Annotated in this window: 24 protein-coding genes and 3 pseudogenes; 17 read left to right on the plus strand and 10 right to left on the minus strand. The window is 63.0% G+C overall.

Annotation, left to right across the window (positions count from 1 at the left end):
- Positions 1-56 precede the first annotated feature (56 nt).
- The 4 genes from ACZK2V_RS14050 to ACZK2V_RS14065 all read left to right on the plus strand — a co-directional run bounded on the left by ACZK2V_RS14050 (position 57) and on the right by ACZK2V_RS14065 (position 2038).
- Positions 57-533: a hypothetical protein gene (locus ACZK2V_RS14050; protein WP_049422467.1), complete on the plus strand. Its 477-nt coding sequence runs from the start codon at positions 57-59 to the stop codon at positions 531-533.
- Positions 534-666: 133 nt separating this feature from the next.
- Positions 667-1311: a hypothetical protein gene (locus tag ACZK2V_RS14055; protein ID WP_154352855.1), complete on the plus strand. Its 645-nt coding sequence runs from the start codon at positions 667-669 to the stop codon at positions 1309-1311.
- Between the two features lie 86 nt (positions 1312-1397).
- The gene (locus tag ACZK2V_RS14060) at positions 1398-1667 is read left to right on the plus strand and encodes a hypothetical protein (protein ID WP_049422469.1); all 270 of its coding nucleotides are present in this window, start codon (positions 1398-1400) and stop codon (positions 1665-1667) included.
- 125 nt (positions 1668-1792) lie between these two features.
- Positions 1793-2038 carry a hypothetical protein gene (locus ACZK2V_RS14065; RefSeq protein ID WP_197615117.1) on the plus strand — a complete coding sequence of 82 codons (246 nt, stop codon included), beginning with the start codon at positions 1793-1795 and terminating at the stop codon, positions 2036-2038.
- 45 nt (positions 2039-2083) lie between these two features.
- Here the strand turns inward: ACZK2V_RS14065 and ACZK2V_RS14070 are convergent.
- A pseudogene (locus tag ACZK2V_RS14070) lies at positions 2084-3611 on the minus strand (FAD-dependent monooxygenase).
- Between the two features lie 82 nt (positions 3612-3693).
- Between ACZK2V_RS14070 and ACZK2V_RS14075 the strand changes: the two are divergent.
- Both ACZK2V_RS14075 and ACZK2V_RS14080 read left to right on the plus strand, forming a co-directional pair.
- A pseudogene (locus ACZK2V_RS14075) lies at positions 3694-4329 on the plus strand (TetR/AcrR family transcriptional regulator); the annotation flags it as partial.
- A gap of 80 nt (positions 4330-4409) precedes the next feature.
- A complete protein-coding gene (locus ACZK2V_RS14080; RefSeq protein ID WP_486322518.1) occupies positions 4410-6551 on the plus strand; it encodes a TonB-dependent siderophore receptor in 2142 nt (713 codons plus the stop codon).
- A 56-nt stretch (positions 6552-6607) separates the two neighbouring features.
- Here the strand turns inward: ACZK2V_RS14080 and ACZK2V_RS14085 are convergent, their stop codons facing one another.
- The gene (locus ACZK2V_RS14085; RefSeq protein ID WP_049422474.1) at positions 6608-6889 is read right to left on the minus strand and encodes a hypothetical protein; all 282 of its coding nucleotides are present in this window, start codon (positions 6887-6889) and stop codon (positions 6608-6610) included.
- A gap of 208 nt (positions 6890-7097) precedes the next feature.
- On the opposite strand from ACZK2V_RS14085, the gene ACZK2V_RS14090 reads away from it, so the two are divergent.
- From ACZK2V_RS14090 to ACZK2V_RS14125, 8 genes and pseudogenes are all read left to right on the plus strand, one after another.
- Positions 7098-7772 (plus strand): response regulator transcription factor, encoded by a 675-nt coding sequence (locus ACZK2V_RS14090; RefSeq protein ID WP_032128606.1) that lies wholly within the window; start codon positions 7098-7100, stop codon positions 7770-7772.
- Entirely contained in the window at positions 7772-9121 is a 1350-nt protein-coding gene (locus tag ACZK2V_RS14095) for a sensor histidine kinase (RefSeq protein ID WP_049422475.1), read from the plus strand. The genes ACZK2V_RS14090 and ACZK2V_RS14095 overlap by 1 nt, the downstream gene beginning before the upstream one ends.
- 323 nt (positions 9122-9444) lie before the next feature.
- The gene (locus ACZK2V_RS14100; protein ID WP_049422476.1) at positions 9445-9861 is read left to right on the plus strand and encodes a hypothetical protein; all 417 of its coding nucleotides are present in this window, start codon (positions 9445-9447) and stop codon (positions 9859-9861) included.
- Positions 9862-9996: 135 nt separating this feature from the next.
- A pseudogene (locus tag ACZK2V_RS14105) lies at positions 9997-11186 on the plus strand (efflux RND transporter periplasmic adaptor subunit).
- Positions 11183-13147, plus strand: coding sequence for a MacB family efflux pump subunit (locus tag ACZK2V_RS14110; RefSeq protein WP_049422478.1), 1965 nt, complete (start codon positions 11183-11185; stop codon positions 13145-13147). The pseudogene ACZK2V_RS14105 and the gene ACZK2V_RS14110 overlap by 4 nt, the downstream one beginning before the upstream one ends.
- Before the next feature lie 90 nt (positions 13148-13237).
- The gene (locus ACZK2V_RS14115) at positions 13238-13633 is read left to right on the plus strand and encodes a hypothetical protein (RefSeq protein ID WP_486322519.1); all 396 of its coding nucleotides are present in this window, start codon (positions 13238-13240) and stop codon (positions 13631-13633) included.
- Between the two features lie 27 nt (positions 13634-13660).
- Entirely contained in the window at positions 13661-14038 is a 378-nt protein-coding gene (locus tag ACZK2V_RS14120; RefSeq protein ID WP_486322520.1) for an EF-hand domain-containing protein, read from the plus strand.
- A 115-nt stretch (positions 14039-14153) separates the two neighbouring features.
- The gene (locus tag ACZK2V_RS14125) at positions 14154-14351 is read left to right on the plus strand and encodes a hypothetical protein (RefSeq protein ID WP_032128612.1); all 198 of its coding nucleotides are present in this window, start codon (positions 14154-14156) and stop codon (positions 14349-14351) included.
- A 109-nt stretch (positions 14352-14460) separates the two neighbouring features.
- On the opposite strand, the gene ACZK2V_RS14130 is transcribed toward ACZK2V_RS14125, so the two are convergent.
- From ACZK2V_RS14130 to ACZK2V_RS14145, 4 genes are all read right to left on the minus strand, one after another.
- Complete coding sequence (locus ACZK2V_RS14130; protein WP_049422481.1) at positions 14461-15783, minus strand: Smlt3024 family type IV secretion system effector; 1323 nt, start codon at positions 15781-15783, stop codon at positions 14461-14463.
- A gap of 31 nt (positions 15784-15814) precedes the next feature.
- A complete protein-coding gene (locus tag ACZK2V_RS14135; RefSeq protein WP_486322521.1) occupies positions 15815-16678 on the minus strand; it encodes a Smlt3025 familytype IV secretion system inhibitor in 864 nt (287 codons plus the stop codon).
- A gap of 76 nt (positions 16679-16754) precedes the next feature.
- Positions 16755-17162 (minus strand): hypothetical protein, encoded by a 408-nt coding sequence (locus tag ACZK2V_RS14140; RefSeq protein ID WP_486322522.1) that lies wholly within the window; start codon positions 17160-17162, stop codon positions 16755-16757.
- Between the two features lie 497 nt (positions 17163-17659).
- Positions 17660-18007, minus strand: coding sequence for a winged helix-turn-helix transcriptional regulator (locus ACZK2V_RS14145; protein ID WP_049398249.1), 348 nt, complete (start codon positions 18005-18007; stop codon positions 17660-17662).
- Between the two features lie 102 nt (positions 18008-18109).
- Between ACZK2V_RS14145 and acuI the strand changes: the two genes are divergently transcribed.
- A complete protein-coding gene (gene acuI, locus ACZK2V_RS14150; RefSeq protein ID WP_486322523.1) occupies positions 18110-19099 on the plus strand; it encodes an acrylyl-CoA reductase (NADPH) in 990 nt (329 codons plus the stop codon).
- A gap of 68 nt (positions 19100-19167) precedes the next feature.
- Here acuI and ACZK2V_RS14155 read toward each other — a convergent pair whose 3' ends face one another.
- Positions 19168-19902 carry a hypothetical protein gene (locus ACZK2V_RS14155; RefSeq protein ID WP_486322524.1) on the minus strand — a complete coding sequence of 245 codons (735 nt, stop codon included), beginning with the start codon at positions 19900-19902 and terminating at the stop codon, positions 19168-19170.
- Positions 19903-20081: 179 nt separating this feature from the next.
- Here ACZK2V_RS14155 and ACZK2V_RS14160 point away from each other — a divergent pair, with 179 nt between their 5' ends.
- Entirely contained in the window at positions 20082-22835 is a 2754-nt protein-coding gene (locus ACZK2V_RS14160) for a UvrD-helicase domain-containing protein (RefSeq protein ID WP_486323331.1), read from the plus strand.
- A gap of 154 nt (positions 22836-22989) precedes the next feature.
- Here ACZK2V_RS14160 and ACZK2V_RS14165 read toward each other — a convergent pair whose 3' ends face one another.
- Positions 22990-23241: a hypothetical protein gene (locus ACZK2V_RS14165; protein ID WP_486322525.1), complete on the minus strand. Its 252-nt coding sequence runs from the start codon at positions 23239-23241 to the stop codon at positions 22990-22992.
- 558 nt (positions 23242-23799) lie between these two features.
- Between ACZK2V_RS14165 and ACZK2V_RS14170 the strand changes: the two genes are divergently transcribed.
- Positions 23800-24900: a hypothetical protein gene (locus ACZK2V_RS14170; RefSeq protein ID WP_486322526.1), complete on the plus strand. Its 1101-nt coding sequence runs from the start codon at positions 23800-23802 to the stop codon at positions 24898-24900.
- A gap of 606 nt (positions 24901-25506) precedes the next feature.
- On the opposite strand, the gene ACZK2V_RS14175 is transcribed toward ACZK2V_RS14170, so the two are convergent.
- Together ACZK2V_RS14175 and ACZK2V_RS14180 are read right to left on the minus strand one after the other, a co-directional pair.
- A complete protein-coding gene (locus tag ACZK2V_RS14175) occupies positions 25507-25704 on the minus strand; it encodes a hypothetical protein (protein ID WP_486322527.1) in 198 nt (65 codons plus the stop codon).
- 102 nt (positions 25705-25806) lie between these two features.
- Positions 25807-26655 (minus strand): hypothetical protein, encoded by an 849-nt coding sequence (locus ACZK2V_RS14180; protein WP_227199653.1) that lies wholly within the window; start codon positions 26653-26655, stop codon positions 25807-25809.

Here is a 26655-nt window from a genome sequence, read left to right on the forward strand (position 1 = left end):
CATCTGCAGGGCCGGCGGCAGTCCGCCGCCGGTCGCAGCATGGAGATGGAACCCACGTGGCAGCAGGATCGACCAGGAACCGCGAGAAGCTGCTCGATGACCTGCTCTCGCTGGGCCGCAACTGGGCACTTGCCATCGCCATCGCCGGTGCCGGGGCCGCTGTCCACTACAACGAATCGGTCTACGAGGCCGGGCTCTGGCGCGGCCTGTTGCCCACGCTCTGCTTCCTGGTTGCGATCATCTGGATCGTGCTCAGCATCATCCGCTTCGACCTGACCATCCAGCAGCACTTCGAGCGCAAGCTGTCGCGCTGGCTCAGCCGCCTGCTCTACGTGCTGCTGCTCGGTACCGGCATCACCGCCGTGTTCTTCGTCACCGAGCTGGCAGAGAACAATCATATTGCGCGGATGTGCGACTCGGTAGCCAACGAACCCGGCAGCCGCATCCACAGGTCGGCCGAATGCCAGCGCCTGTATCAGCACCGCGCTGCCTACCGGCAACGGCTGGAATCGGCCGAGGGTGAGTTCGACTGAGCAGATGCGTGGGCGAAGGCGCACGAGGACTCACACAGAGGTCCAGCAAGGGTGGATTCAAAATAGTTGCATGGACTTCATTGCAACGCGACGCCACGCTCTCTTGCCGGAAAGCCGTGATCGAACACAGTCCATGAAGTTACCCATCGCCCACTCCCGCCTCCCCGCCCGGCCCCGGAAGATCGACAGTGAAGTGCGCATCTTCAGGCGCTATCACCAGTACGCCATGTTTGCCATCGGGGCCGTACCACTGGCAATACTCCTGTTCGCCCGCGCACCCGAACTTGGACTTCTCACCGCACTGGGTGCGGCAGCGGTTTTCACGCTGTCGGCGTTGATCCTCGCCTTCGTTGTCTATCCCCCTCGACGGGACCGGGTGGCACTGGAACATGATCGTCTGGTATTCCAGCACCGTGCTCCTCTCCCGTTCAAGCAGATCCGGTCCTACAACCTGGACGATCATGTTGATCTGACCCTGATCGATGGACCGAGCGTGCTGCTCCAGCGCACACGGGCATCGACGCATGAATTCTCAACCTTCCGGGACGCGCTGGCAGAGGCTCTCGCGAAGCGGCCCGCCAATGCTGCCGCCGCTCCGCAACGTCGCCACTTCTTCGGTGCCTGGCCCGCACGCGCTTGGGGTGCGGTCCTGTTGCTGGCGACGGCGGCACTGGTGATCACGGGCGTACTGCAGGGCTGGCCGTTGTACAAAGCACCGATGCTTGGAATCGTGCCCGTGGTGGGCATTGGGCTATTGCTATCGCGCCGCCGTCACTGATTACGTCGTCGGCGAAGTACACATGGCGTGGATGTGCATTCGGGCACAGTACGCGCGCCGCTCACGCTTGGAACCATCCAGCCACCATGCTTCACGCGCCTGCCCCCGCACATCACGATGCCATTGCCCTGCAGGCGGGAGTGCTCGGCAGCGTGTTGGGCGTGGCTCTGTACAAGGCCATCGCGTTGTCGGCGCTGGCGACCGGATCCTTGATTGTGATCGGGCTGTGGCTGCTGGCCTGTGCGCTGCTGGCTGCCTGGGCACTGGCCGCCTGCCTGGCCTGCCTTGCGCTCAGCCGGCGCGTATTCGTGCTGATGCTGGCGCTGAGCATGATGCTGATGATCTGCGTCGCCTGACAGCAGCAGGCGCCGGACTATCGCGCATCTGTTACAGAATAACAAGTGCGATTGGTCGGATTGTCTGCGCCCGGTGTCACGGATTTGAATTCCATGGCCAGCCCGGCACCACCCGAGACACTCCCATGAACCTGCAGCCCCTGCTCCGCACCACCCTCGCCGCCATCACCCTGGCCTCGCTCAGCGCCTGTGCAACCTATGACGACAGCAACATGCATCAGGCCTGCCAGGAGTCGCCGCATCTGAAGGACCTGCCGCGCGAAGTGGCTGCTCGCGAGAGCCGCTGCAACAAGAGCATGGAAGTGTGGTCGAGCGAGCGCAAGGGCAGTGACAGGCCGATCGACCTGAGCGGCAAGAAGAAGGATCTGTAACCGCACCCGGCGCAGCCCACATCGGCTGCGCCTCCGCCCTGTACGTCAGTCAGCCTCCGGCAGTCCGAACCCGCGCTGCAACGCTTGGCGCAACCCTGCCTGATCACCTCCCGCATCGCAGGCCCACGCGACAATTCCATCGGGCCTCACCAGTACCGCCCCCAGGCCGAGCGCATCGTCCACCGCCGAGGCAATGCAGGTGAACGGCTGCCGCCAACGGTCGACGGGGTTGTACGAAGCGACGTTCTCATCGAGCACAAGCAACACCCCCTGCCCCGTCCTCAGCACCTCTCCCATGCGGCGGCCATCGGCCAGCAGGAAGTCCGGCACGCTGCGACCGGCCAATGGATGGCCATCGCCAAGATCGAGCTGTTGCGACACGCCCCAGACCCGTTCGGCCAGATAGGTGGCGCCATCGCGGGTGCCGGCCAGATCGGCCATGACCGCCGCCAACGCGCGAACCGGCTCCAGGACGCATCAGCGCAACCTGCGCGCGCGACCAGTCCAGTACGTTGGCGCCAATTGGATGCCGTTCCGCGTGATAGCTGTCCAGCAGCGCCACGTCAGCGTCACCGCGTATCACGCTGGCCAGTTTCCAGCCCAGGTTCATCGCATCGCCGATGCCCAGATTCAGGCCCTGCCCTCCCAACGGGGAATGCACGTGCGCAGCGTCGCCTGCCAGCAGCACGCGGCCGTTGCGATAGGCGCTGGCCTGGCGCGCACCATCGGTCCAGGTGCTGTGCAGATGCAGCGCGGTGATGGTCACGTCGCGGGCAGACACACGTCGCAGCAGCGATTGCGCTTCATCCAGCGCGAGAGGTTTTCGATGCCCGGCACCGCCATCGAAATCGGCAAGCGCGAGCACACCGGGGGGATTGAAATTGCACATGCCCTGCGCGGTGTACTGACGGCCCGGGGTCAGCACGCCGGGATCTTCCAGATCGACCTGCAGCGAATGACCGGTGAATTCGGGATCCGTGCCGATGAAACTGAAACCGCATTGCTTGCGCACGGTGCTGCGGCCTCCATCGCAACCTACCAGCCAGCGACCACGTACCGCCCCGTCAGCGGTCTCGATCTCCACTTCGGTTGCACCGGCGCGCACCGCCTGTACCGCACGCCCGCCTTCGATGCGCACGCCCAGCGTGGTCGCACGTTCGGCCAACACCGTTTCCAGGGCCTGCAGCTCCACCGCCATCTGGGTGCCCACCGGTGACGGCAGGCGCCAGGTCCAGCGCGTGCGGTCGACGTCGTCCAAGACAAACGGTATTCCGGCGAAGTGGCCGCCCAGCGCCCGCGGCTGAGCGAGCCAATGTGCGGTGCCGGGCGGCGGCGCCCCCTTCTCAGGCTTGAGCACCTGTGTCGCGGCGACCGCGTCCAACAGGCCGCGCCGATCCAATGCCTCCAGCGTGGGGGCGTTCAAGCCGCGGAGCCCGAATGGCAAGCGCTTCAACGGCGAACCGGCGGACCTGGCCTGTTCCAGCACCAGCACTGAACACCCGGCCTGGGCCAGTTCACAGGACAGGAACAGGCCCACCGGGCCAGCACCGGCAATGACGACGTCGTACAGCATGGGGAATCCTTGTGAGCGCCGGGTCGGCGCTCTGGCGGGTCACATGTTACACTCGGTGTACGTTTACACAAGTGAACCGCCCATGACCCCGCCTCCAGGTCGTCGCGAACAACGCAAGGCCGAGACCCGACAAGCGATTTCGAACGTCGCCACCGAGCTGATCATCCGGCGTGGCTTCGAGGCCGTCTCCATGTCCGAAATCGCCGAAGCCGCGGGCGTCTCACGCAAGACGGTCTTCAACTACTTCGCCAGCAAGGAAGACCTGGTGTTCGATCGCGATGAGGAGGCGCGCATGCTGCTGCGCGAGGGCATGATGGCGCGCAGCGGCATGACCCCGCTGGCGGCCTTCCAGTCGCTGGTGCGCGAGTTGCTGGAGGCTGGCCATCCGCTGCTGCGCATCAATGCCGGCGCTGCCGCCTTCTGGGGCACCGTGGCGGAGAGCCCGGTACTGGTCGCGCACGCGCGACGGCTGCAGGCGCAGTTGACTGACGACCTGGCGCGATTGATGGCCGACGCTGCCGGCCGGCCCGAACATGACGCCGAAGCGCGATTGGGCGCGGCCATGCTGCTGGCGTCTATGGTGGCGGCCTATGAGAAGGGATTGGCAAGCCAACTGCAGGGCGAGGACCCGCGTGAGGCCATGCTGCAGCTGATCGTGCGCGGCGCCAGCGGGGTACTGGTGGCCTTGGCGGGCACCCCGTATACGGACCCCGGCGCGTCCATAACGCATTCGGGGGATAGGTCACGAAGTGTTGCAAATGCTAATCTTTCTCATTTGCAGACACACCCCCTCTCCCGATGCCTTTTCCAATGCCCCTGCAACGCGCCCTGTGCCTGGCACTGACCCTGCCCCTGGCAACCCTTGCCCATGCTGTCGAGCCCTCCACTGCCGCGCCAAAGGACCTGGACAAGGTCGAAGTTCGCGGACGTGCACAGACCCTGTACCGGGTGGACGATGCTGCGGTCGGCACCCGCACGGATACACCGCTGGAGCTGGTCCCACAATCGATCCAGGTCATCCCGCGTGAACTGATCGACGATCAGGCCGCGCGTCAGGTGACCGACCTCTATCGCAGCATCAGCGGCATCAGCTACTTCAGCTATGCCGGGGTGACCCTGCGCGGCTTCCGCCAGGAGAACGTGCTGTATGACGGCCTGCGCGGCGACCCGTATGCAGGTTTCTCGGTCCCGCAGTTGTTCAACATCGAGCGCGTGGAAGTGCTGAAGGGACCGGCAGGTGCGCTGTATGGCGGTGGTGATGCAGGCGGCGTCATCAACTATGTAACCCGCAAACCGAAAGCCAGTGCCGGACGCAACATCGAGATCCAGCTGGGCGACAAGAACTTCCGTGCCGGATCGATCGAGGGTACCGGGCCGTTGAATGCCTCCGGCAGCGTGCGCTATCGCGCCGGGCTGTATGCCGACAGTGAAAAGGGCGTGCGCTGGAACACCGACAGCGAGAGCGTGATCGGCGACGCCTCGCTGGCCTTCGACATCGGCCAGACCGGCGAGCTGGTGCTGCAGTTCACCGACATCACCCAGAACCTCGGCGGCAACCGCCTGCGCGGCGTGCCGGTGAATGATGCGGGCACCTTCCTGACCGACCGCCGCTGGAACCACAACGAGGCCAGCGACTTCCTCGACATGCGCGCCAAAGTGGCGCTGGCGCAGTACCGCTTCGCACCACGCGACAATCTGGATGTGGACTTCGCCGCTCGCTGGTTCAGCAACAACGAGCACCAGATGTACCACGAGCCGATGGGCCTGATCGATCGTGACCGCGATGGCGTGGCCGAGTGGATGACCCGCCAGCTGCGAAACCAGATCCGCGACAACGAAGCATTCACTGCCAACGGCAATGCAGTCTGGCGGGTGACGACCGGCGCGGTTGAGCACAAGGTGTTGTTCGGTGCCGATGTGTACCAGCTGGATGCGGATTTCACTGCACAGACCGCCAACAGCGCCGACCTTGCCCGTGGTGCGGGGCCGGTGCGCGGCATCGACCTGTTCAATCCCGTGTACGGCGCCAGTACCTGGCACGACTACAACCTGGCGGCCCTGCCCTGGCGCAGCACGTCCACCCGCAGCACGCGCTATGGCGGCTACCTGCAGGACGAACTGGCACTGGGCACACGCTGGCATGTGCTGGCCGGGTTGCGCTGGGATGGCTTCAAGGACGACGACCGCATTGCCGGCAGCAGCGTGGATGGCAACGACCTCAGCTGGCGGCTGGGCAGCACGTTCACCGTCCGCGAAGGCCTGAATGTCTACGCCAATGTGGCCAGCGGCTTCGTACCGCAAAGTGCCGGCAACCAGAATCCGGCTGCCGGCGGACCGTTCGATGCCGAGCGCAGCAAGCAGTGGGAAGTGGGCATGAAGTCCCTGCTGGCCGACCGTGTGACCTTGAACATGGCCGCCTACCGGATCGACCGCAGCAATATCGTGCAGGCTACCGGCGAAGTGATCGGTGGCGTGAACCAATTGGCCGCGCTGGGCCTGGTACGCAGTACCGGCATGGAGCTGGACCTGCTGGCCGACGTGACCGATCGCTGGGTGCTGAACCTGACCTACGCCTACAACGATGCGCGGGTGAAGGACGCAGGCCCGAACGGCATCACCAACGCTTCCGGCGACCGATTCGCCAATGCGCCGCGCAACAAGCTGGGTCTGTGGACGCGCTACGACCTGCCGTCGATCAATTCGGCCATCGGCTTTGGTGCTGACCATGTGGGTGAGCGCGTCAGTCTGGACGGGCAGACGGTCAAGGCCTACACCGTGTTCGACATGAGCTGGAAGACCACATGGAAGCAGTGGCAGTTCCAGGCCAACGTCAAGAACCTGTTCGACAAGGTGTACGCGGCCAGTGGCTTCATCGAACGCAACGGGCATTTCCCGGGCGAGCCACGGCGGGTGTATATGCAGGCGGCTTACAGCTTCTGACGCAGGGCTGGGGGCGGTGATGATGGGGAGGTGGCAACCCACCTCCCCTGTGGGTGTCAGTGCGAGCAGGCCACCAGCATCGAGCGGGTGGCCAACTGGGTGGAGGTGAAGCCGTTCTTGTTGCCCACCGCGATGGCGTTGCCGTCGTCGCCATCCTTGCTGAAGACTACATAGCCGCCTGGGCACATCTGCCCGGCCTTTTCGTAGCAGCCACTCCAGGAACTGGAGCCGCTGCAGTCGATGGAGACGCCGCGCCGGCCATCAGGGGTAACGGTCATCTTCGCGGTGGTACAGCCACCCAACGCGGCCACGAGCAACAACGGAACGAACAACTTCATGGGTACTCCAGGGATTGGGGGGCAGCGAGTGGGCGCCAAGGCTGGAGTGCCTGGATTGCGCGAACCTTGCGCCGACAGCGTGTTTCCTGCGTCACCACAGCCGTGCGGAAGATCGGGAAGGCACGCCATGTTCACGCAATGTTCCTGTAATACGGTGCCGGCGCGTGCCGAACCGCCCTGCCACGCCCTTCCTGCCCAAGCCCTGCCGATGCACATCCTGCTGATCGAAGACGAAGCCGAACTGGCCGCCACCCTGAAATCCGCCCTGCAGCGCGAGCGCTACGTGGTGGACCTGGCCAACACGCTGGCACTGGCCCGCGAAGCGGCCCTGTGCGGATCGCACGATCTGGTGCTGCTGGACCGCACCCTGCCCGACGGTGACGGACTGGGATTGATTTCCCTGCTGCGTGAGCGCAACCCAGGGGTGCCGATCATCGTGCTGAGCGCGCTGGGGCAGCTGCCGGACCGCATCGCCGGCCTGGATGAGGGCGCGGACGACTATCTGACCAAGCCCTTCGCACTTGAGGAACTGTTCGCCCGCATCCGCGCTGCAGGGCGCCGGCCGAGCGGCATGCAGGTGGAACTGGTCAGCATCGGCCGGTTGGTGTTCGACCCGGCATCGGGTGAAGCCAGTGTGGGCGGGCAACGGCTTGAGCTGCCGCGCCGCGAGATCCGTGTGCTGACCGCGTTGGCCCGGCGGCTGGGGCGCACCGTGCTGCGCGAGTCGATTGAAATGGCGGTGTATGGATTCGATGACGGCATCCATTCCAACACGCTCGACTCGCACGTCTCGCGCCTTCGCCGCAAGCTGGCCGATGCCGATGCAGGAGTAGAGATACACGCCATCCGCGGCGTCGGCTATCTGATGCGGGAAGCCAAGTAATGGCGCGCCGTCCCTCGCTGAAGCGCCCGTTGATCGTCAAGACGCTGATCTATCAGCTGCTGGCGTTGCTGGTGGCGTTCTTCGCGCTGCTGATGGTGCTGATACGTGCCGACAGCGGTGGCTACTACACCATCCAGACCTTCGCGCCGGTGGCGGCCGACGCGGTGCACCGCGACCGCAATGGCGACCTCTACGTGCAGAACACGCCGGAACTGGCCGAACTGCTGAAGGTCGTTCCCGGTGCATGGTTCATCGCCGAGGATGAGCACGGCCACCACGTTACGTTCGGGCCTGTGCCGCCGGCCTATGCCTCGCTGGTTGGCGCACTGGATGGCATCCCCTTTGGCGACCTGCGCGGGCGCGACCGCAGCGATGGCCTGGCCGTCGTGGTCCGCCAGCACAGCGGGCCGGCCGGCAAGCTGACCATCATGGCCCATGGCGAAACCGATACGCTGACCTGGCAGATGGCGTTGGCGGCACACATCATCACCCTGCCGATCTTCCTGCTGCTGGGCCTGGCCACCATCGTCCTGACACCGATCATCGTGAGACGAGCCTTGGCCGGGGTGGAGCGCATCGCCCAGGAAGCCCGCAACATCTCCGCCAGTCGGCGCGGTGTCCGCCTGACAGAAACCGCGGTGCCGGTGGAGATCGCTCCGTTGGTGACGGCGGTGAATGAAGCACTGGAGCGGCTGGACGAGGGGCACGAGCGGCAACGCCGCTTCATCGCCGCCGCCGCGCATGAGCTGCGCACCCCCATTGCAATTCTGAGGGTGAAGGTCGATGCGGCCGACGACGCCACCACGCGCAACCTGGCCGTGGAAGTGGCACGGTTGGCGACACTGGCAGAGCAGTTGCTGGATCTGCACCGCATGGACGAAGACGGGCCGAAGGAAACCATCAACCTGGCGCGGGTGGCCAAACGGGTGGCCGCCGATCTGGCGCCGCTGTTGATCCAGTCGGACAAGACCGTAGCCGTGGTGGTGGAATCGCACTTCCCGGTGTTCGGCGAGACCGGCGCAGTGGAGCGGGTAATCTCCAACCTGGTGCTGAATGCTGCCGAACATGGCGGACGCCAGATCATCGTGCGCGTTCAGGGCAGCTGCCTGGAGGTCGAGGACGACGGCCCCGGCATACCGGCCGACCAGCGCGAACGGGTTTTCGAACCCTTCCAGCGGCTACGGCCACGGCAGACAGGCGCAGGCCTGGGGTTGAACCTGGTGCGCCAGGTGATCGACCGCCACGGCGGCCACGTCACGATTCTGGATGCGCCTGGCGGTGGTGCATTGATCCGTGTTGAGTTTCCACTGCACCCGGGCGTGACCAGCGCGCCACCGCTGGAGCACTGAACACACCGCATGCACCTGTGTAACTAGCACCTGTCCATGCGAAGCCGGTAGCGAGGACAGGCAAGGTTGCGGCAATGTTCGCTGCAGAGCATCGGGGTGTGGCACCTGCCGTGCCACCGCGTTCCGATCTGACAGGAAGCCTGCATGTGACCCAAGGAGCTCCTCCACCGTCCTCTTCCACGCGCACTGTGCCACCGCGGAATTCGCCGGGCCTTACCGCTGCCGCATGGAATCGCCGCCCACGCACTGGCCGCGCACTCGGCCTGGAACATTGGCCGCATTGGCTGCGGGCAGTTCCCGAAACCGAGCGCGCAGGTGTATTGATGCGGTTGTTCGGCGCCTTGTTCCTGCTGCTGCCCGGCATTGCACTGGTGGCTTCAACGTATAGGCACGCGAGTGCAGCGGCGGCCGCTGCCGTGCTCCTGTTCGTTGCCGTGCATGCCGCGCTGCATGGGTTGGCGGCATGGCGCGCGGCAACCTCGCGCCCGATGTCACCACTGCTGCGCGCTCTAGATGATCATGCCGCTGGGATAATGATTGCCAGCGCGCTGCTGATCGCCATCGGTGCAGGAATGACGAAGCTGCCTGTTCCAGCATTCTTCTGGTTGTTGGCCGGCGCGGTGAGTCAACTCTTCGGTGCGCGATTGTCAGGTCACCGGCTGCGCAATGCACTGCTGGTTCTCGGTAGCGCCCTGCAGTTCATCGCCGTAGCATTGCTCGCCCTTCTTGCCGCACGCTGACACAGCGATAGCCCCGCAAGGTTCACGCAACCCAGCGCATCGAGACTCGACGGCCAACCCCGTCTGCCACGCCAGACGTGTGTCTCTTCTGCCACGAGGACCCGCGATGACCTGTCTCTACTGGATGCTGCGACGATGAGCGCCGCACCACGCAAGCGCCGCCGGGCGCTCATGATTGCTGCCGCCCTGCTGTGCAGCGCGCTGATTCTGTTTGCATGGTTGCGGCCCGCACCACCTCCGAACCTGCAGGTTGCGCCGGTCGTTCGCGGCAACATCGAACAGGTGGTGGAAGCCACTGGCACGCTGAAGCCCTCGCGGCTGGTCAGCGTGGGTGCGCAGGTCTCCGGCCGCATCGACACCCTGCATGTGAAACTGGGCGACAAAGTGAAAGCCGGCGATCCCATCGCCGATATCGATTCGCGCACGCAGCGCAATGCATTGCTGAGCGCGCAGGCCGCACAGCGCACCGCGGCGCCAACCGCGATGCACTGGCCACCGACCTGCGCCAGTTCGAGTTGACACTGCATCGGCAGCAGCAACTGGCTGCCGTGCAACTGGTTGCCCGCGCCGACTTCGATACAGCCAAGGCCAAGGTCGACGCCACCCGTGAACAGATCGCCGCGTTGGACGGTGAAGTTGCGCGCCGACAGACCGACGTCGATGTCGCGCAGACCAATCTCGAGTACACCCGCATCACCGCCCCCACCGACGGCACCGTACTGGCCGTGGTCGCGCGCCAGGGGCAGACCGTGAATGCGGTGCAGAGCGCACCGACCATCGTGATGCTGGGCAATCAGGACGTGATGACGGTGTACGCCGAGATCTCCGAGGCTGACGTCGTACACACCGCTGTTGGGCAGGAGGCGTTCTTCACCATCCTTGGTGATGCCGGCCGCCGCTACAGCAGCAGGCTTCGGGATATAGCGCCAGCACCGGAATCGATCACCAACGAAGACAGTTCCAGCCTCGCCGCACCGGCGGTGTCGGGTGGCAGCCGCACGGCCATGTACTACAACGGCCAGTTCGACGTGGACAACGCCGATGGCCGCCTGCGCAGCTACATGACCGCGCAGGTTCGCATCGTGCTGGGCCGCGCCAACGACGTACTGACCATTCCCTCGGCCGCATTGGGGGCGCGCACCGCCGATGGCAGCTACAGCGTGCAGGTCCGTGGTGCCGACGGCCGCGCCAGCACGCGGCGCATCACCACCGGGCTGGATGACCAGATCCAGGTGGAAGTACGCGACGGGCTGAGGGAAGGCGAACAGGTCGTGCTGGCGCAGGCCAACGTCGAAGCCACCAGCGCACCCGCTCAGCCCAAATGAGTACGACCATGACCGAGCCACTGCTGCGCGTTCGCGGCGTACGCCGTGAATTTGCCGCGGGCGAGCAGACACTGGTGGTACTCGACGGCATCGACCTGGATATTCACGCAGGTGAACTGGTGGCCATCGTAGGCCAATCCGGTTCGGGCAAGTCCACGCTGATGAACATCCTGGGTTGCCTGGATCGCCCTTCCGCCGGCGTCTATCAGATCGCCGGGCGCGAGATCGCGCAGATGTCGCCTGATGAACTGGCCGAACTACGCCGCGAGCACTTCGGCTTCATCTTCCAGCGCTACCACCTGCTGACCGATCTGACTGCGCTGAGCAATGTGGAGGTGCCTGCGATCTACGCCGGCATGCCTGCCGAAGCACGCCATGCACGGGCAGCCACCCTGCTGTCGCGGCTGGGTCTGGGCGAGCGCATGCAGCATCTCCCTGGCGAGCTCTCGGGCGGCCAGCAGCAACGCGTTTCGATTGCGCGTGCGCTGATGAATGGTGGCGCGGTGATCTTCGCCGACGAACCCACGGGTGCGCTGGATACGCATTCCGGCAAGGAGGTGATGAAGATCCTCGGCGAGCTGCACGCGGAGGGTCATACCGTGGTGCTGGTCACGCATGACATGGCCGTGGCCGAGCATGCGCAGCGCATCATCGAAATCCGCGATGGGCGGATCGTGGATGATCGTGCAACCGGTACAGCTCTGGCAGCGGGCGTGGCGACGCCAGCCGCGCCCCAATCCGTGGGTAGCAGCGGCTGGCAGGTCTGGCGGGACCGGTTCGCTGAAGCCTTCCGCATGGCACTGCGCGCGATGAACGCCCACCGCATGCGCACCTTCCTGACCATGCTCGGAATCATCATCGGCATTGCTTCGGTCGTGGCGGTGGTAGCACTGGGCACCGGTGCACGGCAGGCCATCCTGTCCAACATCTCCTCGTTGGGTACCAACACGATCGAGATCTATCCCGGTTCCGGTTTTGGCGACCTGCACTCGGCGCGGGTGGAAACACTCACCCCCGGCGACAGCGTGGCCTTGGCCCGGCAGCCATTCGTGGACAGCGCCACCCCGGGTGTTGCCACCAGCGGCACCGCCCTGCGCGGCAACCGCTCTGCCAGTGTGCAGGTGCAGGGCGTCAGCGAGCAGTACTTCCGCGTGCATGGCCTGAAGCTCGGCGAGGGCGCCTTCTTCGGTCCACCCGGCGTGGCCGGCTACCAGCAGGTGGTGGTGATCGACGCCAATACCCGCGCACGCTTCTTCGCCGCGACCGACAACCCGATCGGGCAGACCCTGCTGCTGGGCAATGTTCCGGTGCGTGTGGTGGGTGTGGTGAAGAAGGACGCCGGTGCGGCCGGTGATGCATCGCTGCTGCGGGTATGGCTGCCCTACACCACCGCAATGGCGCGCGTACTGGGGCAGAGCCACGTCTCCAGCATCACCGTGCGCGTCTCGGATGCGATCAGCATGGAAGCGGCCGAGCAGGCCATCGCGCGACTGCTGACTCGCCGCCACGGCAGCACCGATTTCTACATGAGCAACAACGCGCAGATCCGTAGATCCATTGAACAGACCACCGGCATCCTGACCATGATGATCAGCTCCATCGCTGCCATCGCACTGGTGGTGGGCGGAATCGGGGTCATGAACATCATGCTGGTCTCGGTGACCGAGCGAACCCGCGAGATCGGCGTGCGCATGGCGGTGGGCGCGCGACGCAGCGACATCCTGCAGCAGTTCCTGATCGAATCGGTGCTGGTCTGCCTGCTCGGTGGCGTGCTCGGCATCGGCGTGGCGCTGGCGCTGGGCGCGGTGATGGAGCTGGCCGATGCGGGCTTCAGCCTGGTGTTCTCCGTCAATTCGATTCTGGCTGCATTCGTGTGTTCCAGCCTGATCGGTGTTGGTTTCGGCTTCCTGCCGGCACGCCGTGCCGCACAGCTGGATCCTGTGGAGGCGCTGGTTCGATAGCCGCTGCAATTGCTCGCCCTGACGGCAGGTTCGCGCAATGTCTGCAGGGTGTACTACGGCTACCAACGATGTCCGCACAGGAGCTGGACGATGTTTCTGAAGACAGGAAGAACCGCGCTGATTCTGGCGGTCGCTGCGCAGCTGGTGTTGATGCCGTACGCCGGCGACGCCCATGCGCAGCGTGGCGACCGCTACAACCCGCAGTGGAACCAGGACTACCGCGATCGGGAGCGCGATGCATGGGAACGGCGCGAACGTGAGCGGAATCATGAGCGCGAACGCGAGCGCCGGCACGATGCCAAGACCGCCGGTGTCGTGATGGGCGTGGTAGGTGCAGCGGTGGTGGCCGGCGTGATTGCCGCTGCCGCCAAACGCGAGCGTGAGACCCGCGAGCGCGCCGACTACTGCATGAACCGCTACGGCAACTACGACCGCCGCAACGACACCTATCGCGGCTCCGACGGCTACACCTATCCCTGCCGCTGACTTGTATCTCTCAAGGAAAAACCACCCATGACCAGGATCACTCTACTGATCGCGCTGTGCGCTGCTCCGTTGCTGGCCCAGGCCTCACCGACCGACCCGAAGCAGGCCTACATCGACGCCACATTCACCGCCATGGATGCCAACAACGACGGACGCGTTGACAAGGTCGAGTACGCGAAATTTCAGCAGGAACGTTTCAGCAAGCAGGCCGATTCCATCGACGCCGCGTTTTCCGCGATGGACAGGAACAAAGACGGCAGGATCAGCAAGGAGGAAGCCAACGTGGTGCCGGAGATCGCGAAGTACTTCGCGGGCCTGGACACCGATGGTGATGGCTATCTGTCGCTGAAGGAAATGCAACAGGCCATGGTTGCCGCTCAGACTGCAGACGCAACAACAAAGTAAATCCAGGGCGGGGCGCTGAAGATGGATACCCATTCGGGCGCGGTGCGGGTTGAATACACCCTCTTCCCACGTTAGCCTCCGAGGTGCCCAAGGAGGGCTATCAACGGAGTGAAGCATGAAGATTGGATTCAAGCTGTCTGTTGCTATTGCGGCTGCTGCACTGACCCTGGGAATCGGCAGTGCCTCCGCGCAGTCCCGCTGTACCCCGTGCTACACCGCGTACGAGGCCTGCCTCGCAGCGGGCAATGGCGAGAAGGTGTGCTACCCGGCTTTTGCCCGCTGCCTGCGGAACAGCGGCTGCACCATCCCGTAAGTCACGCACTGCCGTGATGTGTGCCGGCCCCCATTTCGGGGGCTGGCATTGGCTGCCAGGCGCTGCCCCTTGCTACTGAAGAGGTTCCATACGCGTGGGCGGAGTGATTTCATCCCATCCGCATCGCGTTATTTTCGCGCGCCTGCATTTCGATATCCTGCTGGTGTTGCCCGGCGGTCTGCTGCCGCTCCAGACTGGCGGCTTCCATCTGCTGCAACGACTGCGCAACCGGCGTATGCACTGCTACATCTGTGGGCATTGAAACGCGCAGGTGGGCGGGATCGTTCATCTCGCCCTGCACCACGAACACGTTCCGCCCTGCGGGAGTGTCGGCCGTCTGGGCGCTCAGCAGCACGTGATCGGCGCGTTCAAGCTGGTTGCGGCGGGCCAAGGCCATCACGCTCGCCACAAGACGCTCGCTGTTCTCATCGTGGGTACGCCCGGCGCTGGCATCGATCGCGGCAACGCCTTCGCGCACCTGCTGCATCAGTGCGTACTCCCGATGGCCTGGGCCGATGTCCGCCAGGCGGGTCGGCGCCTGTGAGGGATCCGGCACGTCGTCCGCCGCTGCGGTCAGCGGGCTGCGGGTAATGGTCCGATACGGGTCGTCCGGGTGGAACTGGGTACGTTTTTCCTGGCGTTCCAGACGAACCTCGCGCGCGTCGTTGAGTTCAGCGATACGGGCGGGATCGGTGATCTCGCGCAGCGACATGTGACCGCCGCCCGCATTGACGCTTGCCCATTTTCTGTCCGCTTCGAAGTACATCGCGTAATAGCTGTTGCCACCGATGATGTTCGGATCGACCGCCGAGCGCCCTTCCAGGGCCTGGGTGGCTTCCAGCACACTCAAGCGGGTCAGGTACTGGCCGCCCTTCGTCCATCCCATCTGGCTGATGGCATCGACGCTGGTGTTGCCTACGCGGGGGCCTCCGGCGTAGTCGTTGTTGAGCATGTTGGTCCAGATCTGTTCCAGCTTCTCGGGGCCGCTCTTCTGCTCCGCCGCCTGCAGCAGCACGCGCGGCGTCCAGCAGTTGGGATCGAGCTCATGCCGTTCAAATGCCCGGTCGTGGGCCAGCATCACATCCTTGCCGGGAAGATTCAGTGCCAGGTCTGGGCGGCGTTCGTTCATCCACTGCCGCCGCAGTTCAAGATCTCTTTCGAGCAGGGTCTGCCCGAAGGACTCCCATTGCCGCTCGGTCAACTGTGCATTCGAGAAACGGGATCCCTCTTCCTGCTGGGTCTTCGCGTAGCTCTGTGCATAGCTGTTCGCTACGCGCCCCGGCAGGCTGTCATTGCGTACAACACCCAGCGCCAGTGTCCCGTACCCATCGGCGCCCGGCAGCTGCGACAGGTAGTTCCAGTAAAGCTCGCGGTTGCCATCTCTGGCATAGCTGCCAAGGATTCTGAGATCGTGTTCGGTCAATCCACTCATGCCTTACCCCTTCTCTTCCCTGAACCACCGATCACTTGGACCGGGTGCGCGCGATGACATCCCTGACGGCCGCTTCCATACGCTTCCAGTCCTTCAGAAACGCTCTCTTGTAGTCCAGGCTGATGGACAGCCTGTTGTCGATGTCCACGAAATAGTGAACGCAGCCCGCTGCCACTTCTCCCGGCTCGCTGATCACCTCGCCCCCCTCCAACCGCACGCCATCGCGTCGGAATTCCTCGCCGTCACATTTGATGAACGAGCTGATCCGGCCATCGCCCTGGCGTGCGATGTACCAGTCTCTCTCATAGGCCGGATTGCGAACAGGCGGCTTCCCGTACCGCGCCTCATGCTTCTTCGCGTACAACACCATCTTCGCTTCATCGATTGCATAGGGCGTCAGACCCAAGGTCTCCGGCTGTGCAACGCGTTGATCGAGACGGTCCCTGGGATCCTCCCTTTCCACAGAACCCTCCTCCGTGATGGCTTCATTTGACGACAGCCTTGAGAGCAGTGTTTCGACGGGAACCCGATCAACGTAGTTGATCCGAATGGGAATCTCCTTCCGGAAATCATTCGTACGTGGGTTCGCCCGGGCGCCCGGCGGCGTCGGCTTCATGTCCGGCCATTCGATGACCAGGGTCACACCTTCTCCGGGCCACGGTGCGATCTGGCTGTCCAGATAATTGGCCGGAATGCGGAAGGTATTCGGCCCGAGCTTCACGTCCACGGGCGCATCGGTATAGGTGTGGCCGTTGATCGTGCGGCCGGTCTGGGTTGCGCCGGACATGGCGGGATTCCTTTCATTCTCGGTGGACGGCGGCCGTGCACACGCGCTGGCACTCACTGCGATGGCAAGTGCCAGCGGCAGACAACGGCGGGGGGACATCACGTGCATGGGCATTCCATTGCAGGGCTCCTGGGCCACTATAGGCAAGCGGGCGTCAACGGAACAGGAACCGCATCGCGGCCTTTCACGGAACCAGGCAGCATTCCAGCTGCAGCGACAGGGCCTGGCAGGCGTTGAACAGCCCGTCGACCAGCGCTGCGGACGGGTAGCACGCGGGATCGTCGCTCTCCCGCGCCACATGCGCGGCATGCAGCAAGGCGGTAAGCGCAGTGATGCCCGACGCGCTGCGGGTGGCCAGGGCCAGATCGAAGGCTCGGCCTGGGCTGAGCCGGGTTTCGGTCCAGAGCTGGCCGTCGGCGCGCAGATTCCCGCCATGCGCTTGAAGGTGCGCGAAGAACGCTGAGGGCACGACGGATTCCGCAGATTCACAGAGCGCGCCTTCCAGCTTCTCGGCCAGGGCCGCGGGAAGATCGCGCACTGCGGTGCCGAGCAGCTCGCGCAGGCGGGGAACGTCAGGGGTACGGTCAGGCATGGCGACAACCTCACGGTGTGGCCACCTGCAGATGCAAGGTGGCGGACGGTGCGGGTTGGCGTGCCGGATACGTACCAATAAAGCCGGCGGATCAGGAAATCCCCACGCACCGTCCGCCATGAACTGGCAGGCGGTGCATTGTCGCGGCTGCCGCCAAGGCAGCAAGCACGACCGGTAGTGGTACGTAAGTTCGGGACGCCAATCCCGGCCAGGGCGAGTGCCTTGGCGCGGGCATGATTGCCGCACTGAACCTGCACTGAGAAGTAGGAAAACCCCGCGCTGACGCGGTCTTACGCCGGTAGCGTCACGGCATGGCGGGTTATCCATCGACTGATGCACTTCGCCAGCAAACGTGCCCGGCTGGCGTGCGCTATCTGGACACCCTATCCAGCCATACACGACACGTCCATCGAGACACACGCTGCCCACCGGTGACCGCGGCCGTTGGCGAAACCGAAGTGCGCGCAGCGAAAGCACGTACGCGGCCCCTTCATCCTTCAGCTGTTGGCGTCCTCGCTCTTATGGCCGCGATAGGTTTCACCCCACTCGCGCATGGCAAGGAGTACCGGCACCAGCGTGCGCCCGAATTCAGACAGTTCGTATTCCACCTTCGGCGGCACTTCCGGGTACACGTGGCGGATCACCACGCCGTCAGCCTCCAGTTCCCGCAGCTGGCTGGTCAGCATGGACTGGGTGGCGTTGGGCACACGCCGCGTCAGCTCCATGAAGCGTCGCTTGCCTGTCATCAGGTGAAACAGAATGATCGGCTTCCACACGCCGCCCATCACCGACAGCGTGACTTCCACCGCGCAACCGCTCTTGCCGTCCCAACGCCTGCTACGCATGCATACTCCGGAAAACCATAGTACCTACGGAAAATCATCGTTCTTGTTGCGATAACGGTGCGAGCCTAGCATGGGCTCATCCACTGAACGTGAGACCGCACCATGAGTTTCAAGGCACTGCTGACCCGCAAGACCAACGACGGCGTTTCCACGGAGCTGGTCGATTTCGATGAAGCCAACCTGATGGATGGCGACGTGCTGGTGCAGGTCGAGTACTCCACGCTGAACTACAAGGACGCGCTGGCCCTCACCGGCACGCGCCCGGTGATCCGGACGTTCCCGTTAATCCCTGGCATCGATCTGGCTGGCGTTGTACTGGAATCGGGCAATGCCGGTTTCCAACCCGGTGACCGCGTGGTGTTGAACGGCTGGGATCTCAGCATGGGCCACCACGGCGGCCTCGCCCAGCGTGCCCGTGTTCGCGGCGAATGGCTCAACAGGATTCCCGCCAACCTGAGCACCCGCGACGCCATGGCCATCGGCACAGCAGGCTATACCGCCATGCTGTGCGTGCTGGCACTGGAAGATGCAGGCGTGACGCCCGGGAAGGGCGATGTGCTGGTCACCGGCGCCAACGGCGGCGTCGGCTCGATTGCGGTGGCGATCCTGTCCAAGCTTGGCTATCGCGTAGTGGCTGCCACCGGGCGACCTGAACACGCCGAGTATCTGCACAGCCTGGGCGCCGCCGAGATCATCGACCGCGCGCAGCTTTCAGCCCCGCGCGAGCGGCCGGTGAGTGCCGAGCGCTGGGCCGGCGTGGTCGATGTGGCGGGCGGCCCCACCCTCGTCAACGCCATTGCCGAGACGAAATACCGTGGCGCAGTGGCCGCCTGCGGGCTGGCGCAGAGTGATGATCTGCATGGCTCGGTGCTGCCCTTCATTCTCCGCAACGTGACGCTTGCCGGCGTGGATTCGGTGAATGCGCCGCAGGCCGTCCGCCAGCGCGCCTGGGATCGTCTTGCCACCGATCTGGACCCGCAGAAGCTGGAAAGCACCGTGCAGTTGATCGGGCTTGCCGGCGTGCTGGACGTCTACGACCAGATCATTCCGGGCAAGTTGCGTGGGCGGATTGTTGTGGATGTGAATGCGTGACGGCAGGCAGTCCCGCGGTGGCACGCTGCCGCCGCGGGGCCGATGCCGTGCTGTGCGTCAATGCAGCGCTATTCTGAAACTTCAATCGGCAGCTTGCATTCGCTGCGAAACTTCCCCGCTTTCCGGTCCAGTTCAGCACGTAGCTTCGGAATCTTCGCCAGCTTGCTGCGCATCGTCGCGATGGGCAGCACGCCCTTGGCGTAACTTTCCGTCACACCCAGAGCGTTAGGCGCACCGCGGATGTGCCACACCAGTTTTTCCAGGCCCGTACCGTAAGCCAGCAGCGTATCCAAAGACAGAAAAGCCCTTCCGCCGAGGTTTCCGTTTCGGCGGCGATTCCAGTCCATATTGCCTGTCAGGCTGGTGGAGTAGACCGAAAACTGCTTGTTCGGATCTTCCGACCGATACAGGTGTATCCAGGTGTGTCCGGGATCCTTCGGCTCCTGGCCGATTTCCTTGGCGTCAAAACGGAAACCCATGACCACTACGACCTCAGCCTCTGGAACAGCCTTCTGGCGCGTCGCGTCTTGTGGCCAGTAGTAATTCAGGGTCCAGCTGCTGGCCATGCCAGTGCCGAATGGCGTGCTGTTTGACGTCCATTCGTAGGTGTCGCGCGATGCCGTGGCACCCGTTGCTGCGTCCACCTCCCGGGACACACTCCATGTTCCGTCCGCTTCCTCAGTCCAGAAGCCACAGAACAGTGATGGGGTGGACGATTGCGCCGCCGCAGGCAGTGCTGCCAAAGACAGTACAACAGCCAGAAGGCAGTTGCGGCCAGATGTAGAGAACATTCCTGCAGGCATTGGATTCCTTCCCGGGGCGCCATCCACGGAGTAGTCGGAGCCATCCGCTACGGCATGGCGACAGCCTAACCCACTCCGACCACACGGCAACAGTCACGCGCCTGATCAAGCCCCCTTATCATGGGGCTGTAAGGGCACTTTACGCCCAGTGACGTACGCAAGGCAGTATCTGGATGTCTATGGAATGGCGCCCCTCGGGCTGGGGCCAGCGTGTGACCCGCTCGCCGGACTGGCGGCTGCGGCTGGATGGCGAGCATGTCGAGCTTCTGATTGAAGGCCGGCAGTACCGCCAACACATCGATGATGACCAGCGTGTGCGGATTCTTCCGGGCCTGTTCTGGGCCAGGGTTGCGCTGCAGAGCGAGGACGGCGAAACGCTGTCCGTGGACGGCCTTCCCAACGGCCAAGCTTCCCGCCTCGCGGCTGCTGTCCAGCAGGTGCTCTTCGCGCGCACCACACGCGGGCGCAAGGCGCTTTTCGAGGACATCCTGGAGCAGATCCAGTCGTGGCTGGCCGAGGCCGACGCCCTCACTGACCGGGGCACCGCCGGCCGCCGCTGGATCACCCACGAACAGCAGCACATCCTGCTGGCCGAGCGCCCCACCCTGCCCTTGTCGCCGGCCGAGCTGGAACGGCTGTTCCTTGATGAGGATGTGCACGACGACCTGCACTCCCATAGCCATCGTGCCGCATTGGATGCCCTGCACGACTGGCAGCTGGATTGGCCCGCCGTATGGGGGGACGCCAATGCGACCATGGCGACGCGGGAGCTGGTACTGGCCAAGGACTTCCTGGACCGGGTCGAGAGCAAGCCGCTGACCGACGAACAGGCCCGCGCCGTCATCTGTTTCGACAACCGCGTGCAGGTCGTCGCCTCCGCTGGCTCTGGCAAGACCTCCACCATGGTCGCCAAGGCCGCTTATGCCATTGATCGCGGCTTTGTCGAACCCGAACGGATCGTGATGCTCGCCTTCAACAAGGACGCCGCCAGGGAGCTTGAAGAGCGCGCGCAGCAATGCTTCGACCGGCTCGGCATGGGCGACACCGTGGTTGAAGCCCGGACCTTCCACGCCCTCGGCCTGGCCATCGTCGCCAAGGCCACCGGTCGCAAGCCCGACATCCCCGAATGGACCACTGACGCCACTCTGGGCTTCAACAAGCTGGCCGAACTGGTGGACGATCTGAAGGATCGCTCGACCCACTTCCGTACCCAATGGGACATGTTCCGCTTGGTGTTCGGGCGCGACCTGCCGCCATTCGGCGCGGAAATGGAGGCCGATGGCTACGACCGCGATGGCACGCCCTACATCCGTACCCTGCAGGGGGAACGGGTGAAGAGCCTGGAAGAGTGCGTCATCGCCGACTGGCTCTTCTACAACGGCGTGACGTACGACTACGAGCGGCGCTACGAGTTCGATACCGCGACAGACACCCATCGCCAGTATCGCCCGGACTTCTACTATCCGGACGCCGGGCTGTATCACGAGCACTTTGCGCTGGATGCTGATGGTCAGCCGCCGAAGCACATTGCCAACTACAGCGAAGGGATGCACTGGAAGCGCCAGCAGCATGTGGCACGCGGCACGGCCCTTGTCGAGACGACATCCTTTGGCCTGCGCAGCGGGCATGCCCTGCTGGACCTCGCAGAGAAGCTGGGCGAGTGCGACATCGAGCTCGACCCGAACCCGGACCGCGAGCTGCCCGATCAGGGCGCCAAACCGATGCCCGATGCGGACCTGATCGGCTTGATGCGCACCTTCATTGCCCACGCCAAGAGCAACTGCCTGACGCTGGACGATATGGCCGCACGCCTGCGGCAGATGCCCGAAGACCAGTTCAAGGAGCGGCACCGTCGCTTCCTGGAAATCGCCGGGCCGGTCTTCCAGGCCTGGGACAACGCGCTGGCTGACGAGCGTGGCATCGACTTCGAAGACATGCTCAATATGGCCGCTGGACTGCTGGAACAGGGCCGCTACGAATCGCCTTACGATCTGGTGATGGCCGATGAATTCCAGGACGCTTCGCGCGCCCGCGCACGCCTCTGCCGTGCGCTGGTCAGCCAACCGGGCCGCCATCTGTTTGCGGTGGGCGATGACTGGCAATCGATCAACCGCTTCGCCGGGGCCGACGTTTCGGTGATGACCGGATTCCGCGAGTGGATGGGCCATGGCCAGGTGCTGAAACTGGAACAGACGTTCCGCTGCCCACAGGCGCTCTGCGATGTGTCCAGCCGCCTCATCAGTCGCAACCCCGCGCAGATCGCCAAAGCAGTTCGCTCAGCTGCACCGGCGATGGGCCCGGTACTGCAGGCGTTCCAGATGAACCGGCGTGAGGAGGTGCAGGATGGTGTTCGCCAGTACCTCGCCAAGCTGCATCAGCAGCTGCTGTCCGGGGCCGTTCCACAGGGCCGCAACGGGCGTGTGACGGTCTTTGTTCTGGGGCGGTATCGCGCGGATCGCGGTGCAGTGCCTTCAGATTGGAAGACGGCCTTCGGCAGCACGATGGATGTCGAGTTCCTGACCGCACATCGATCGAAGGGGCGCGAAGCGGACTACGTGATCCTGCCGGGCATGATCAACCGCAGCTTCCCGAGCCTGCGCGCGGATGACCCGGTGCTTTCCCTGGCAATGCCGGAGGGGGATACCTACCCACTGAGCGAAGAACGGCGGTTGTTCTATGTCGCGCTGACGCGGGCGCGACGGTCGGTGGCCATGTTCACCCTGCAGGGGAAGCGCTCGCCGTTCCTGGATGAGCTGGTGAAGGACGGGGCAGTGGAAATAACAAGCCTGTCTGGCGTGGCCATCAATGAAGAACGCTGCCCAGTGTGCAAGGTCGGCGTGTTTGTGGACCGCAATGGGCCGCATGGGGCTTTCCGGTCGTGCTCAAGTTATCCGTTGTGCCACAACAAGCCGAAGGTTGGGCGACGCGGGTAGCCGTCCAAGAAATGCCATCCGTTCGAGCACGCAGACACCACACCTCAGCGGTGAGCGGCCGGCTGTAGCGGGCGGCAGGACCACGGACTCCCACTTTCCCACAAAGAGAAAGCCGGCACTGGGCCGGCTTATGGATCCTTTTCCAGCACCTGCATCAACGCTTTGAGCACAGCCTTCTCAAGCTGAGCACGATGTCCGCAAAGCCATAGAGGAAAGGCGCAGCAAGAAGCGCGGAGACGCCTGATCCCAAAAGCCAGGGAACAATGCCAGTAAGCGCCAACACGATGCTGATGACGCCAACCGCGGCCGACAAACCTCCGACCGTCTGGATGACAAGCGGCAGCGTCTCACTCTCTACTCGTGACTGTTCTGCCGAAGCCGGGTCCACCGCATCCATTTCACTCATGATTAGTCCTGTCCGTGAAACCTGAATACTAGCTCAGTACACGGCGTTTCGTGCTGTTGTCCCTCGGTACATCCCACCGATCCAGTGGAGGCGCTTCTTATCCGCCGGCTCAGCAAGGACATAGGGATACGGCGCAAGCAGACTCCGCGTGAAACAGCGGGATCACTTCACTGCAGCAAAAGTCTAAATCGATTTCTTGATGCTCTGCCAGGAGTTTTAGCATCCATCCCTGCCCTCAGCTGAGGACAGCTACGCAGGTAGAGACGCCTGAGAAATCAAGAAGGCCCCTATCTCTAGGTGCCTTCTGGAATCCTGGCGGAGAGAGTGTCTGAACTTACGGGGTCCCTAGCGTCCGCGCGCCTTCGTGAAACCAGTCTCAGCCCTTGCGCCAGCTACGCTTTATCACCCGGCTTGGTTCGTACGCCTTCGCAGGAAGCCGCGTATGCTGGGCGGGTACATGGATGAGTAGGAAATGGGCTTAGGCCCGCTGCACGTGATCGGCTTGGCCGACGCGCGCGGGATATGATTGGCCAACAGAAGACTAGCGAGGAATCCTCAATGCCGAAGGATCAAAAAATACTTGAAGCCATCGCTAAAACCGGGTTCGTGCTTGAGCATGACGTAGTGACTTCTCTACAGAACGAAGGATGGAAGACCATTAGCGGAAGCTACTACATAGACGATGTGAGCAACCAAGCACGGGAGCTTGACATACTTGCCTACAAGATCGCCCAGCAAGATGAAATTCATGTCCTCACATGCGCGCTAATCAGCTGTAAAAAAGATGCAAAGAATATTGCAGCATTTGTATCGCGCCCACGCCCAGCGAGGGACCCAAATGCTGATTGGGAACCAGTCCATCACGTAACCCGGCTACAGCCGATGAAGTCACACCTGGCAAGTTCCAAATGGAAGGATCGATACTTTGAGAGTATGCAAGACTCAGTAAAGCAAACGCTCATAGCCCAACGCGATGTATTTGCCTTCCAGATGGTGGACGATAAGGGAGCTGCGCACAATAATTTACCCTACTTCAATTCATTCACAACCCTAATAAAGGCGCTTGATCACGAGCTTAGCAAAAGAGTTCAATCCGATAAACCACATCGAAAGCGAATCTACACCTTCTCCCTGCATGCCGTATTCGACGCAGAAATGGTGGATGTTCAATTCGATGGAACATCAAAAAAAGTACATGCCACCGACGGCATCACCTGCTTTACTCGCTACATCGTAAAGAAGATGGACACGAGCGCATCTGTGCACTTTGTTAAATCATCCGCCATTGACGGATGGATACATAATTTAAACCTTCTTCATATTCACAACAGAGATTTTTTTGAAAAAGAAGTAAGCAAAAGCTTCGAATCCATAACCACATCCCATGCAGTCCGCGAATACTTCAAAGGCGAGACCAGCTACCTTGTAAAGCAATACCTGAGCAAGGCGTGTGCGAGACTGGGGATATCCATGCCTTCTGGCGATGTATTCCTTAGCGCAACCAAGGATGGACTTGAAATATCAATTGATTTAACGGAGCGTGAAGCAGAGGCGCTAAACACAGACGCCGAACTTAAGGCCGAGCTGAGCGAAATTTTCAAGAAGAAAGCGCGATACTTGGGAAAGCTCGACATCGTTCCTTTTGACATCCCATTTTAATTTACTTCAGGCTAAAAGCCAGAAAACACAACTCCTTTGTCAAGACATTATTGGGTCTATTGACCCTAGCTTTGGCCAACACCGGCGGCCTACGCGGCTTCAGCGCTTTCTTTACTCGCTCCAGCTCATTCGTTCCCACCTCAGCCAAGCGGCGGCAGAGCCTTCGTAATGCTTGGCAGCTTGGCAGCCACTTTCCCTAGCTTGAGCTCGAGAAAGCCGGAAACGGGCTACTGGTCAGTAGCCCCTGCGGAGCTGCGCTCGCCCTGCCCTCACCCATGCCTTCATCGGATCCTTCGTCCTGGGCTTGATCCCCTTCGGCGGTCGGCGCGGTTCCAGCGCTTCCTTGATTCGCGCCAGTTCTACAGCTCCGGCCTCGGCCAAGCGCCGGGCCTGTTGCTGCTGCTCACAGGTCAGCGGCAGCCCTGGTGGTGGCAGTGCCCGCTGGATCGGCGTGGTGTCAGTCAGCCGGGCCACAGCCGCACGCAGGCGCATCTCCGGGTAGAGCCTGGCCGCGCACCAGCGTTCAGCGTAGCGCTTGCCCTGGGCGATCCTCGCGGCGCGCCCATCATCTCGATCCGATGCAGACGGACGTGCAGGCTCACGGTGTCACCTCGGCACGGTCTGCTGCAATGACGGCTTGGCAGGCGTGGGCGCGGTCATCGGCGTCGCGTCCGATTTGAACAAGAGCGCCGGGGTGCTGATGCCGAACGCCGTGCAGGCCTCGATCAGGGGCTGCACCCATGGGGCGGCGACTGCGACACTGCAGCCGACAGCCTGCTGGATTGTCGAGGCGGTCAGAATCATGGCGGGTCCGGAAATGAAAAGCCCCTGCTGGATGGCCGGGATCAGGTCGTGCGCGGTGGTAGTGAATCTACGCCATAAAGTGCGGGAGCATCAATCCCGCACCTAGATCCTCCATATCTTGGCGAACATCCGGACAGCAGTGACTAGCGACACAGGGGCCACTGACGTGGAGCCAATTGAGGCCGCCCCGCCAAGGTATGCAAGTACCTTCAGCCGATGCTTGTCGTCTACACACAGATAATCAGCGGCATCTTTGACTCCGTTAAGAAAGAAAGCCGGCATGAATTCGGTGATTTTGCTATCCCTCTCCGGGGTGACAAAAACCGTCGCCGCAGCCAGAACCTCAAGGTTTTCCTGGGCCCTCTCCAAGAGCCACGGTACGATAATACTGGTTCGAATGATCGGCCCATGCTGATCATTCAGGTCAATGATCCTTCTTACGAGGACCCATATCTCGGCGCGATCCTTTCGAGCTTGGTCGGTAGTATCAAGAAGACATGCCCACGAGACATCCCGATCCCTGCGCGCGGATGTCCTCTCTGCAAACGATGCCGTTTCACCATCGAAGCACGCGAAGTATAGATCTCGTGCCTCCAGCAAATGCTCGCAGTACAGGCGATTCCGGACTAGGAGCGCCCCAGTGTCCCGGATGACAACAGATATCGACGCAGCGGCAGCCAGCTCCAAGTCTAGGCGCTTGACGTTTCGGAACGCGATTACTGACGCCATCGCCACCAGCACACCAGCGCCAGCCACAGCTACCTCAGGGGCACCTGACAATACTTGCAGGATTTCTAACGCGCTCAGCGGCCGAACTCCAAGCCAACTCTCGGCCTTAAAGTAAAGCGCCGCACAGAACGCAAGAACAACAAATGGCCTACGCACGAACACCCACAGGGCCCCACCCAACATAACTACAGCCAGCGCTCGGCGCTTAAACTTTGTGTCCAT

It is taken from the genome of Stenotrophomonas sp. 93052_Sma, from assembly GCF_056481145.1.